Here is a 13,503-nt window from a genome sequence, read left to right on the forward strand (position 1 = left end):
CAGACATCACGAGTCGGCGTTTCCGAGCGCCATACGGATCAGGTGTTCGGTGTCCATCGCGTCGATATCGTCGATCGCGTCGGTTCGGTCGGTTTCCTCGGGCGCGGGGTTCGCACCGCCCATACCGGCCAGGTCCATCAGGAGATCCAGCACGCCGGCCTCGCGGAAGCGAGCCAGCGGAACAGCTGCGAGCGCGGAGCGGATCCGGACTTCCTCGGGATCGGCGCCGGCGTCGGGCCCGTCGCTGTCCGGCACCAGCTGGGCACGCAGATAACCGGTGAGCGCGAGCGGCGTCGGGTAGTCGAAGACGAGAGTGGCCGGAAGCCGGAGCCCGGTCTCGCCGTTGAGGCGGTTGCGCAGTTCGACGGCGGTCAGCGAGTCGAAGCCCAACTCCTTGAAGGCCCGGCCCGGTTCGAGCCCGCCCCCGCCGCTGTGGCCGAGGACCGCGGCGACATGGGTACGCACGGCCTCCAGCAGCAGCGCGTTCTGCTCCTCGCCGGTGAGCCCGGCGAGTCGGTCGGCAAGTGCAGCCTTGCCCGCAGCGGAACCGCCGGCCGCGGCCGCGCGCCGGCCGGGCCCACGCCGCAACCCACGCAGCAGTGCGTCGTCCGAGCCGCCTTCGTGGGCGAGCAGCGTCCCGAGATCCAGGCGCATCGGGGAGACCACGGGACGGCCGGACTCGCGGGCCACGTCGAACAGCGACATGCCCAGCTCCGAGGAGATCGGCAGCATGCCGCCGCGCTCCATGCGCTGTACGTCGGCTGCCGTGAGGTGGCCGGTGATGCCACTGCGTTGCCCCCAGAAACCCCACTGGAGCGAGGTGCCGGCGAGTCCGATGGCCCGCCGGTGCTGCGCCAAGGCGTCGAGGAAGGTATTGCCCGCGACGTAGTTGGCCTGGCCTGCCTCGCCGAAGAGACTGGCGGCGGAGGAGAAGAGGACGAAGGCCGACAGGTGCAGGTCCTTCGTCAGCTCGTGGAGGTTGAGCACGGCGTCGATCTTCGGACGCAGTACCCGGCCGAGCCGCTCCCGCGTGAGCGAGCCGACCGTGGCATCGTCGATCACGCCGGCGGTGTGCACGACTGCGGTGAGCGGATGCTCCGCCGGGACGGACTTCATGAGCGTCTTCAGCGCCGAGAAGTCCGTGACATCGCAGGAGGCGATCTCCACGTGTGCGCCAAGACCCTTGAGCTCGGCGGCCAACTCCGGTGCGCCCTCGGCATCGAGGCCACGGCGGCTGGTGAGGATGAGGTTGCGTACGCCGTGCTCGGTCACCAGGTGGCGCGCCACCAGTGCTCCGAGCGTGCCGGTGCCGCCGGTGATCAGCGCGGTGCCGGCACGGTCCAGCTCGACAGAGGCTGTTGTGGTCACCCCGGCGACGGGGACGCGGGCCAGACGACGTGCGGACACCTGGGCGCCCCGTACGGCCAGCTCGGGCTCGCCGGAGGCGACGGCCGTCGCGAGCAGCTCGGCGGTGAGCTCGTCACTCCGTACGTCCAGGAGTACGAGCCGGTCCGGGTTCTCGGTCTGCGCCGAGCGGATCAGCCCCCAAACGGCGGCGTTCTCCAGGTCCAGCACATCTTCGTCGGGCCCTGTGGCGGCCGCCCCCTGGGTCACGAGTACCAGACGCGAGTCGGCGAACCGCTCGTCGGCCAGCCACTCCTGCGCCAGGTCGAGCGTCCGGTACAGCGCGGCGTGCGCTGCCTGCGCGAGATCCTGTGCGTCGCCCTGCGCCGCGTACCTGCTCGATACGGGCGTGGAGCTCAGGGGCGCGAACACCAGCTGCGGTACGGATCCCTCCCGGGACAGCTCGCTCAAATCCGCGTACCACGCCGCGCCGTCGAAGGGCAGCCCCAGGGTGTCGCCCCCGAGTACGGCCCACCCGGTGGCGACGTCCGGCGCGACGGTGCTGGATGTGCCGAGCGCCAACGGCGTCCACTCGGAATGGAACAGCGCCTCATGGAATCCGGCGCGGGCCGCGGAGAGCTCGTCGCCCGTCACCGGCTGCAGCTCGAGCGCGGCGATCGTCGCCACGGGCGATCCGGTGCGATCCGCGATCTGTACGGCCAGGCTCTCAGTGATGCGTACGCGCAGCAGGGAAGCGCCCGTTGCGTGGAGCGTGACGCCGCTCCACGCGGTCGGCAGGGAGATCCTGCTGCTCTCGTCGCCGAACGCGTCGAGTGCGTCGAGCGCGTCGAGATGCAGCGTGTGCAGGGCGGCGTCGAGGAGAGCGGGGTGGAGACCGTAGCCGTCGGTCGCAGTTCCCTCGGGAAGCGCGATCTCGGCGTACGTGTCGTTGCCGAGTCGCCAGGCATTACGCAGGCCTTGGAAGACCGGGCCGTAGCCGGCACCGATGCTCTCCAGGTCGTCGTAGACGCCGTCGAGTTCGATCTCTGTTGCGCCCTTGGGCGGCCACACCGACAGATCGAAGTCGCCGCCGGACATGGCCTCCGTGAGCAGGCCCTCGGCATGCCGTGTCCACGGTGTTTCCGCGTCGGCCTCGTCGAGCCGCGAGTAGATCGCCACACGTCGGTGACCGCTCTCGTCGGCGGCCTCCACCGTCACTCGGATGGCGCTTCCGCCGCGCTGGGGGAGCACGAGCGGGGTCTGGATCGTCAGTTCTTCGAGGGTGCTGCAGCCGGCCTGGTCGCCGGCGTGGATCGCCAGCTCGACGAGGACGGACCCCGGCAGCAGTGCAGATCCGAGCACCACATGATCGGCCAGCCACGGGTGCGACTGGAGGGACAGTCGGCCGGTGAGGACGGTGGTGTCCGTCTCGGGGATAGCGATGGTGGCGCCGAGCAGGGGGTGGCTGGTGGCACTTTGGCCAAGTCCCGCGGCGTCACCGCTGGGAGAGAGCGACTCGAGCCAGTAGCGGTCGTGTTGGAAGGCGTAGGTCGGCAGCTCCACACGTTGCCCACCACGGCCCGCGTATACGCCGTTCCAGTCGAGTTCTGTCCCGTGGACGTGTGCGTGGGCGATGGCTTGGGTGAGGGTGTCGGCTTCGGGGCGGTTTTTGCGCAGGAGGGGGGTGAAGAGGGTGTTGTCGGTGTGGGGGAGGGTTTCCTGGGCCATGGCGGAGAGGGTTCCGTCGGGGCCGAGTTCCAGGTAGGTGGTGACGCCTTGGGTGGCGAGGTGGGTGATGCCGTCGGCGAAGCGGACTGCTTGGCGGACGTGGCGTACCCAGTAGTCGGCGGTGCCGAGGTCTTCGGGTGTGGCGAGTTGGCCGGTGAGGTTGGAGACGACCGGGATGCGCGGGGTTCCGTATGAGATTCCTGCGGCGATGGTGCGGAACTCGTCCAGCATGGGTTCCATGCGGGGGGAGTGGAAGGCGTGGCTGACGCGGAGCTGGCGGACCTTGCGGCCCTGCTCCCGCCAGTACTCCAGCACCTCCACCACAGCGTTCTCGTCACCGGAAATGACCACGGACGACGGGCCGTTGATCGCGGCGATGGCGATCTCCGTCTCCCGGCCTTCGACCGTCGCCAGGATTTCGGCTTCGGTGGCCTGAATCGCGGCCATCGCTCCGCCGGTCGGGAGGGCCTGCATCAAGCGGCCGCGCGCAGCGACCAGCTTGGTGGCGTCTTCGAGGGTGAAGACGCCTGCTGCGTGTGCGGCAGCGAGCTCGCCGACGGAGTGGCCGACGAGGAAGTCGGCAGTGAGGCCCCAGGCCTCGACCAGTCGGAAGAGTGCGACCTCGACCGCGAACAGCGCGGCCTGCGTGAACACCGTCTGGTCCAGCAGGCCGACGCTGTCGTTGTCCGTGGCGAAGACGAGGTCCTTCAGTGGACGCTCGAGGTGCCCGTCAAAGTGCGCACAGACTTCGTCGAAGGCCGCCGCGAAGACGGGGTAGGTCTCGTACAGTTCGCGGCCCATTCCGGTCCGCTGGCTGCCCTGTCCCGTGAACAGGAACGCGACCCGGCCGCGGTTCACGCTGCCGGTGGTCAGTACGCCGGACGTTTCGCCGGTGGCCAACGCTCGTACTCCCGCGAGGAGTTCGTCCCGGTCAGTGCCGGTGACGACGGCCCGGTGCTCGAACCGTGCCCGCGAGACCGCCAGCGAGTACCCCACATCCGCGAGACCCAGCTCAGCGCTCTCCTCCACGAAGGAGTACAGCCGCTCGGCCTGCGCCCGCAGTGCGTCCTCAGACTTGCCCGACAGCACCCACGGGACGACCCCACCGACAACAGGAACCTCAGAAGTCGGCTCGGCTTCGACGGCCGGCGCCTGCTCCAGGATCACATGTGCATTCGTGCCGCCGATGCCGAAGGACGAGACGCCTGCCCGGCGCGGACGCCCGGCCTCGGGCCACTCCCGTGCCTCGGTCAGCAGCCGGACATCGCCCGCCGACCAGTCCACCTCCGCTGACGGCTCGTCGACGTGCAGGGTCTTCGGCAGCAGGCCCTCCCGCATCGCGATGACCATCTTGATGATGCCCGCCACGCCCGAGGCTGCCTGGCTGTGGCCGATGTTGGACTTGATCGAGCCGAGCCACAACGGCTCCCCGCCCTCACGTCCCTGGCCGTACGTGGCCAGCAGCGCCTGAGCTTCGATCGGGTCACCCAGGCGCGTGCCCGTGCCGTGCGCCTCCACCGCGTCCACATCCCCGGGCGTGAGCTTCGCGTTGGCGAGGGCCTGGCGGATGACGCGCTGCTGGGAAGGGCCGTTGGGAGCGGTCAGACCGTTCGACGCACCGTCCTGGTTCACCGCAGTACCGCGAACCACGGCAAGAACGGTGTGGCCGTTGCGGCGCGCCTCCGACAGTCGCTCGACCAGCAGCATGCCCACGCCCTCCGCCCAGCCGGTGCCGTCCGCGGCTGCTGCGAAGGCCTTGCAGCGGCCGTCGGGTGCGAGACCGCGCTGACGCGAGAAGTCGACGAACGTGTCCGGGCTGGCCATGACCGTGACGCCACCGACCAGCGCCAGCGAGCACTCCCGCTGGCGCAGCGACTGCACGGCCAGGTGCAGCGCGACGAGCGAGGACGAGCACGCCGTGTCGACGGACACCGCGGGGCCTTCAAGACCGAGCACGTACGAGACACGACCCGAGGCGACACTGCCCGAGTTACCGGTGCCGAGGTAGCCCTCGACGCCCTCCGGGGCGGAGTCGCGGCCCGGGTAGTAGTCCGAGCTCATGACACCGGCGAAGACACCGGTCTGGCTGCCGCGTATGGACGCAGGGTCGATCCCGGCCCGCTCGAGCGCCTCCCAGGATGCTTCGAGCAGCAGTCGCTGCTGCGGGTCCATCGCCAGCGCCTCACGCGGCGAGATTCCGAAGAACGCGGGGTCGAAGTCGCCGGCGCTCTCGAGGAAGCCGCCGACCCTGGCGTAGGTGGTGCCGACGCGGTCGGGATCGGGGTCGAAGAGGGTATCGAGGTCCCAGCCGCGGTCCGTCGGGAAGTCCGTCAGGCCCTCCTCGCCCGCGAGCAGCAGTCGCCACAGTGCCTCGGACGAGGTGGCGCCACCCGGGTAGCGGCAGGCAACGCCCACGATCGCGATCGGGTCGTCGTCCGTCGCCACGACGGTCTCGACCTGGGAGGCGACGGCGAGTGCCGTCCCGGCACCCTGTCCGAGAACCTCGCCCCCTATGTACTCGACGAGTGCGGCGGGCGTCGGGTAGTCGAAAATCAGCGTTGCGGGGAGCCGGAGCCCGGTCTCGCCGTTGAGGCGGTTGCGCAGTTCGACGGCAGTCAGCGAGTCGAAGCCCAACTCCTTGAAGGCCCGGCCCGGTTCGACCGCGTCCGCGCCGCCGTGACCGAGGACGGCAGCCACGTGCGTACGTACGAGGTTCAGCAGTGCGTTGTCCTGCTCATTGCGCGAGAGACCGGCCAGGCGCTGCGCCAGACCCGACCCGGCGGCCACGACCTCGGTCCGGACCGTACGCCGCGCGGGCGTGCCGACGAGCCTGTGGAGAAGCGCCGGAACGGTGCTGCCCTGTGTCCGCAGTGCGGCAAGGTCCAGCGGGATCGGGACGAGCGTCGCCTCCGTGCCCTGGACGGCGGCATCGAACATCGCGAGCCCTACCTCGGAGGGAAGCGGGACGGTCCCCGCACGCCTCATGCGCTCGATGTCGGCGGCGGAGAGGTGTCCGGTGATCCCGCTCCGCTGCTCCCAGAAGCCCCAGGCGAGGGAGGTGGCGGGCAGCCCCAGGGCGCGGCGGTGGGTTGCCAGCGCGTCCAGGAAGGTGTTGGCGGCCGAGTAGTTGCCCTGCCCGGCCTCGCCGAACACGCCGGCGGCGGAGGAGAAGAGGACGAACGCGGACAGATCCAGATCCCTCGTGAGCTCGTGCAGATGCACGGCGGCGTCGGCCTTGGGGCGGAGGACCGCGTCGAGTCGGTCGGGAGTGAGGGAGTTGATGACGCCGTCGTCCAGGACACCGGCCGTGTGGATCACTGCGGTGAGGGGACGGTCGGCGGGGACGGCGGCGAAGAGGGCTGCGAGGGCTTCGCGGTCCGCGGCGTCGCAGGCGGCGATGGTGATGCTGGTCGCGCCGAGGTCGCTGAGTTCTGTGGCCAGCTCGTCGGCGCCTTCAGCGTGACGACCACGGCGGCTGGTGAGGATGAGGTGGCGTACGCCGTGTTCGGTGACGAGGTGACGGGCGAACAGCGCGCCGAGCGAGCCGGTGCCACCCGTGATCAGGACCGTGCCCCGGCTGTCGATGCCGGTTCCCGGCTCCCCTCCCTGGGCGGAGAAGCGGGCCAGGCGCGGAACGAAAGCCTTCCCCTGGCGCAGAGCCACCTGCTCCTCGCCTGCGGCGACGACGGCCATGAGGCGCTCGGCCTCGGCATTCGTCGCCGCGCCATCGGTGCTGGCAGGGGTGAGATCGGGGTCGGGAGTGTCCATGTCGAGGAGGACGAACCTCTCCGGGTTCTCCGCCTGCGCTGACCGCACGAGACCCCAAGTGGGGGCGTTCACCAGGTCCTTGACGCCTTCGTCCGTATGAGTCGCAACTGCGCCGCGCGTCACGAATACCAGGCGGGAGTCGGCGAAACGGTCCTCGGCGAGCCAGCCTTGGACGAGGTCCAGCACGTGATGTGCGGTCGAGCGAACGGCAGTCGCGACGTCTGCTTCGGATTGGGTGTCGGTGGCCGTGGCCGTGGCGGTGAGCGGAACGAACACCACGGCAGGCACGGCTTCCGCCTGTGCCAGCTCCGCCAGGTCGGCACACACGGTCGCATCGGCCAGACCGATGGAGTTGGCGCCGACAATGGCCGACGTGATGCTCGCGCCCGGCGTCGGGATCGCCGTCTCCGGCCATTCCACGCGGAAGAGGGAGTTGTGGAACGGGCTGTGTCCGGTGGTGAGTTCGTCCGTGGTGGGCCGGCGCCAGGTGATGGATTGTGCGGTGAGGACGGGTGTTCCTGTTTCGTCGGCGGCTATGACTGAGCCGTCGACGGGGGAGAGCTTGACGCGGAGTGTGCTGGCGCCGGAGGCGTGAAGCGAGACTCCGTTCCAGGAGGAGGTGATGCGTGGCTGATCGGTCGGGTTCAGGGGCAGTGCGTGCAGGGCTGCGTCGAGGAGTGCAGGGTGGAGGCTGAAGCCGTCGGTGGCGGTGTCTTCGGGGAGTGTGACCTCGGCGTAGATGTCGTTGTTGAGTCGCCAGGCGGCGCGCAGTCCCTGGAAGACCGGGCCGTATGCCAAATCGGCTTGTGCGAGGCGCTCGTAGATCTCAACCACGTCGACCGAAGCGGCACCCTGCGGCGGCCACACCGACAGGTCGAAAGACTCTCCTTCGGCCGTGGCGGACAGCGTGCCGTCCGCGTTGAGTACCCACGGCTCGTCCGCTTCCGTCTCCTCGGGCCGGGAGAATATCCGCACCGAGCAGCGACCGTTCTTGTCGACCTCCTGCACGGTCACGCGCAGGGCGATGCCACCGCGCTCGGGGAGGACCAGCGGGGCCTGGAGCGTCAGCTCGTCGACCGTGCCGTGTCCGACCTGGTCGCCGGCGTGGATCGCGAGCTCGACCAGCGCCGCACTCGGCACCACTGCCGTACCCATGACGATGTGGTCGGCCAGCCACGGGTGGGACTGGAGAGACAGCCGACCGGTGAGGACGGTGGTGTCCGTCTCGGGGAGAGCGATGGTAGCGCCGAGCAGCGGGTGCTCGGTCGTGCCGAGTCCGAGGCTGGTGGCGTCACTCGACGAGGCTGTTGCCTGGAGCCAGTAGTGGTCGTGTTGGAAGGCGTAGGTCGGGAGGTCGATGCGGTTCGGGTGGTGGCCCGCGAAGACGCCGTCCCAGTCTAGCTCTGTACCGCGTACGTGTGCGTGGGCGATGGCTTGGGTGAGGGTGTCGGCTTCGGGGCGGTTTTTGCGCAGGAGGGGGGTGAAGAGGGTGTTGTCGGTGTGGGGGAGGGTTTCCTGGGCCATGGCGGAGAGGGGTCCGTCGGGGCCGAGTTCCAGGTAGGTGGTGACGCCCTGCTCGGCCAGGTAGGTGATGCCGTCGGCGAAGCGGACTGCTTGGCGGACGTGGCGTACCCAGTAGTCGGCGGTGCCGAGGTCTTCAGGTGCAGCCAGTTGGCCGGTGAGGTTGGAGACGACCGGGATGCTCGGGGTTCCGTACGAGATTCCTGCGGCGATGGTGCGGAACTCGTCGAGCATGGGTTCCATGCGGGGGGAGTGGAAGGCGTGGCTGACGCGGAGCTGGCGGACCTTGCGGCCCTGGCCGCGCCAGTACTCCAGCACCTCCACGACAGCGTTCTCGTCACCGGAGACTACGACGGACGAAGGGCCGTTGATCGCGGCGATGGCGATCTCGTGCTCCCGGCCTTCGACCGTCGCCAGGATTTCGGCTTCGGTGGCCTGGATCGCAGCCATGGCACCACCGGTCGGGAGGGCCTGCATCAGCCGGCCGCGCGCAGCCACCAGCTTCGTGGCGTCCTCCAGCGTGAAGACGCCTGCTGCGTGCGCGGCAGCCAGCTCACCGACCGAGTGGCCGACCAGGAAGTCCGGGGTCAGTCCCCACGCCTCCACCAGTCGGAACAGGGCGACCTCGACCGCGAACAGCGCAGCCTGCGTAAACGCGGTCTGGTCCAGCAGACCGGAGTCCGCGTTGTCCGTGCCGAAGACGAGCTCCTTCAGCGGACGCTCAAGGTGCCCGTCAAAGTGCGCACAGACCTCGTCGAAGGCCTCAGCGAAGACCGGGTAGGTCTCGTACAGCTCCCGGCCCATCCCGGTCCGCTGACTGCCCTGCCCGGTGAACAGGAACGCAACCCGCCCACGGCCCACGCTGCCCGTGGTCACCGAACCCGACAGATCGTCGGCGACCAACGCCTTCAGTCCGGCGAGGAGTTCAGTCCGGTCAGTGCCGGTGACGACGGCCCGGTGCTCGAACCGCGCCCGCGACACCGCAAGCGAGTAACCCACATCCGCGAGACCCAGCTCGGAGTTCTCCTCCACGAAGGAGTACAGCCGCTGAGCCTGAGCCCGCAGTGCGTCCTCAGACTTGCCCGACAGCACCCACGGAACGACCCCACCAACCACCGGAGCCACTGCCACCGCATCGGAGTGCTCGACCGGTGCCTGCTCGATGATCGTGTGTGCGTTTGTCCCGCTCAGGCCGAACGACGAGATACCGGCCCGCCGCGGGCGCCCGGTCTCCGGCCAGTCCCGCGCCTCGGTCAGCAGCGACACCGCACCCGCCGACCAGTCGACCTCGGGCGACGGCTGATCCACGTGCAGGGTCTGCGGGAGGACACCCTCCCGTATCGCCATGACCATCTTGATGACACCGGCGACACCGGCAGCGGCCTGAGTGTGGCCGATGTTGGACTTCACCGAGCCCAGCCACAGTGGCTGGTCGGCCTCGCGCCCCTGGCCGTACGTGGCCAGCAATGCCTGAGCTTCGATCGGGTCGCCGAGCCGCGTTCCCGTTCCATGCGCCTCGACCACGTCCACGTCGCCCGTGGACAGGCCCGCGCCCGCCAGTGCCTGGCGGATGACGCGTTGCTGCGACGGGCCGTTCGGAGCGGTGAGACCGTTGGAGGCGCCGTCCTGGTTGATGGCGGAGCCGCGAACCACCGCAAGCACCTTGTGGCCATTGCGCTGTGCATCCGACAGCTTCTCGACCAGCAGCATGCCCACACCCTCGGCCCACGCGGTGCCGTCCGCGGCACCGGCGAAGGCTTTGCAGCGACCGTCGGGTGCGAGGCCGCGCTGACGGGAGAAGTCGATGAACGTATCCGGGCCGGCCATCACGGTGACACCGCTGACCAGGGCCAGCGAGCAGTCGCCCTGGCGCAGCGACTGCACGGCCAGGTGCAGTGCGACGAGCGAGGACGAGCACGCCGTGTCGACGGACACCGCGGGGCCTTCAAGGCCAAGTGCGTACGAGATACGGCCCGAGGCGACGCTGCCGGACGTACCGGTGCTGAGGTAGCCCTCCAGGTCCTCGGGAACCGACTGAAGACCGGGGAAGTAGTCGGTGGCCATCACACCGGCGAAGACGCCGGTCTGGCTGCCGCGCATCGAATCGGGGTCTATGCCCGCACGTTCGAATGCCTCCCAGGCCGCCTCGAGCATCAGGCGCTGCTGCGGGTCGGTGGCCAGCGCCTCGCGCGGCGAGATGCCGAAGAAGGCGGGGTCGAAGTCGCCGGCGTTCCCCAGGAAGCCGCCGACCTGGACGTAGGTCGTGCCGGTCTTCGCCGGGTCGGGGTCGTACAGGCTCTCGACGTCCCAGCCGCGGTCCGTCGGGAACGGCGAGAGCCCTTCACGACCGTTGATCAGCAGCTGCCACAGCTCCTCGGGGGAGGACACCCCGCCCGGGAAGCGGCAACTCATGCCCACAATCGCGATTGGGTCGTCGTCCGTGGCCGCCGTGCCGACCGGGATCGGCGGAGTGGCCACGGCGGTCTCTGCGGCACCGAGGAGTTCGGTGCGCAGGAAGTCGACGAGCACGGCGGGCGTCGGGTAGTCGAAGACCAGTGTTGCGGGGAGTCGGAGTCCGGTCTCGCCGTTGAGGCGGTTGCGCAGTTCGACGGCGGTCAGGGAGTCGAAGCCCAACTCCTTGAATGCGCGCTTCGGCGCAACAGCGTCTGCGCTGCCGTGGCCCAGAGCGGCTGCGACGTGTGTACGTACCAGGTCGAGAAGTACGCTGCTCTGCTCGCCCTCCGGACGCCCGGCGAGGCGGCGAGCCAGCGATGACGCCTCGGTACTCGCTGCCTTCCCGCCGGCCACGCGGCGGGCCGGAGATCCGGTCAGACCGCGCAGCAGCGCCGGGAGGGCTGCGCCCTGGCCGCGCAGTGTGGCGAGATCCAGCGGCATGGGTACGAGCAGCGCCTCGTCCGACGACGAGACGACAGCATCGAAGAGCGACATGCCGAGCTCCGAGGAGATCGGCAGCATGCCGGAGCGCTTGATGCGCTCGATGTCGGCGGCGGAGAGGTGTCCGGTGATCCCGCTGCGCTGCTCCCAGAAGCCCCAGGCGAGGGAGGTTGCGGGGAGGCCGAGCCCATGGCGGTGGTGGGCGAGTGCGTCGAGGAAGGTGTTGGCGGCCGAGTAGTTCGCTTGACCTGCGTCGCCGAAGACACCGGCGGCGGAGGAGAAGAGGACGAACGCGGAGAGGTCCAGGTCCTTTGTCAGTTCGTGGAGGTTGAGGGCGGCGTCGGCCTTGGGGCGGAGGACCGCGTCGAGTCGGTCGGGGGTGAGGGAGTTGATGACGCCGTCGTCCAGGACACCGGCCGTGTGGATGACGGCGGTGAGGGGGCGCTCGGCGGGGACGGCGGCGAAGAGGGTTGCGAGGGCCTCGCGGTCCGCAGCGTCGCAGGCGGCGATCTCTACCTTGTCCGCGCCGAGTTCGGCCAGTTCGGTGGCCAGTTCGGGTGCGCCGTTGGCGTCGGGGCCGCGGCGGCTGGTGAGGATGAGGTTGCGTGCGCCGTGTTGGGTGACGAGGTGGCGTGCGACGAGGGAGCCGAGGGCGCCGGTGCCGCCGGTGATGAGGATGGTGCCGGAGGCGTCCAGGGGTGTGGTGGTCTCGGTGATCGTCGGGCGGGCCAGGCGGGGTGCACGTATGGCGCCGTTGCGGAGTACGGCTTCGGGTTCGTCGGAGCCGAGGAGCGGCCACAGCGAGTTGAGTTCGGGTGACTTGTCGTCGGTGTCGAGGAGTACGAAGCGGTCGGGGTTTTCGGACTGGGCCGTTCGTACGAGGCCCCAGATGGGTGCGTTGGCCAGGTCGCTGACGGTGTCGGCCGAGTCGGCAGCGATTGCGCCGTGGGTGACGAACACCAGGCGGGAGTCGGCGAAGCGGTCCTCTGCCAGCCAGCCCTGCACGAGAGCCAGCGCGCGGTGTGTGGCTTGGTGTGCGGCGGTGGCTGTGTCCGTGCTTTCGTACGCCGCGAGGGGAGCGAAGACGACCTCGGGGATCGTGTCGGAGGTAGTGAGCTCGGCCAGGCTCGAGAACAGCGGGCCGTCGGCAAAGACGCCGGGCTCGCCGAGCACCGCCCACGTACTCGGCTCGACCGACGGCACCGACAGTTCTGGCCAGTCCACGCGGAACAGGGAGTTGTGGAACCCGCCACGGCCGGCTGCCAGTTCCTCGGCCGATGTCTCGCGCCAGGTGACGGACTGTGCGGCGAATACGGGTGCGCCCGATTCGTCGGCGGCCACGATCGAGCCGTCGGCGGGGGACAGCTTCACGCGCAGAGCTGAGGCGCCCGACGCGTACAGCGACACACCGTTCCACGAGGAGGCGATACGTGCCCGCTCGTGCGAACCCAGCGGCAGTGCGTGCAGGGCGGCGTCCAGGAGTGCGGGGTGCAGTCCGAAGCCGTCGGTCGCAGTTCCCTCGGGAAGTGCGACCTCGGCGAACACGTCCCCGCCGAGGCGCCAAGCCGCACGCAGGCCCTGGAAGGCCGGTCCGTATGCCAGTTCCGCTTGTGCGAGGCGCTCGTAGATCGCATCCACGTCGATGGACGCGGCACCCTGCGGCGGCCACACCGACAAATCAATGTCGGCATCCGGAGCCTCTCCGGTGACGCGACCCGTGGCGTGGCACTTCCACGGCTCGTCGATCGAGGCCTCTTCGGCACGCGAGTAGATCGCGATCGTCCGGTGCCCGTGTTCGTCGGCGTTGTCCACGGTCACGCGGAGGGCGACGCCACCCTGCGCGGGCAGTACAAGCGGAGCCTGAAGGGTCAACTCCGCCAACGCACCACAGTTGGCTTCGTCGCCGGCTTGAGTCGCCAGCTCCACAAGGACGGATGTGGGCACCACCGGAACGCCCATCACGAAGTGATCCGCAAGCCAGTTGTGCGACTGCAGCGAGAGACGGCCGGCCAGCAGAATTGTTCCTGTTGCAGGAAGCGCGACCGCCGCGCCGAGCAGCGGGTGCGTGACCGAAGCCAGACCGGCAGGGACAAGGCTGCCGGTGGGGGCAGTCTGCTCCAGCCAGTAGTGCTGGTGTTGGAAGGCGTAGGTGGGGAGGTCGATGCGGTTCGGGTGGTGGCCTGTGAAGACGCCGTTCCAGTCGAGTTCTGTCCCGTGGACGTGTGCGTGGGCGATGGCTTGGGTGAG

The 13,503-nt window shown here is 69.6% G+C and carries 1 protein-coding gene and 1 pseudogene; both read right to left on the reverse strand.

Going from position 1 to position 13,503, the window contains the following annotated elements; genetic code table 11:
- Positions 1-6: 6 nt before the first annotated feature.
- Positions 7-13,074: an SDR family NAD(P)-dependent oxidoreductase gene (locus tag ACFYXH_RS41435; protein ID WP_389574771.1), complete on the reverse strand. Its 13,068-nt coding sequence runs from the start codon at positions 13,072-13,074 to the stop codon at positions 7-9.
- Positions 13,075-13,077: 3 nt separating this feature from the next.
- Positions 13,078-13,491, reverse strand: a pseudogene (locus ACFYXH_RS41440) (hypothetical protein); the annotation flags it as partial.
- Between the last annotated feature and the right edge of the window lie 12 nt (positions 13,492-13,503).

Source organism: Streptomyces sp. NPDC002730 (genome assembly GCF_042888805.1).
Taxonomy (GTDB): domain Bacteria; phylum Actinomycetota; class Actinomycetes; order Streptomycetales; family Streptomycetaceae; genus Streptomyces.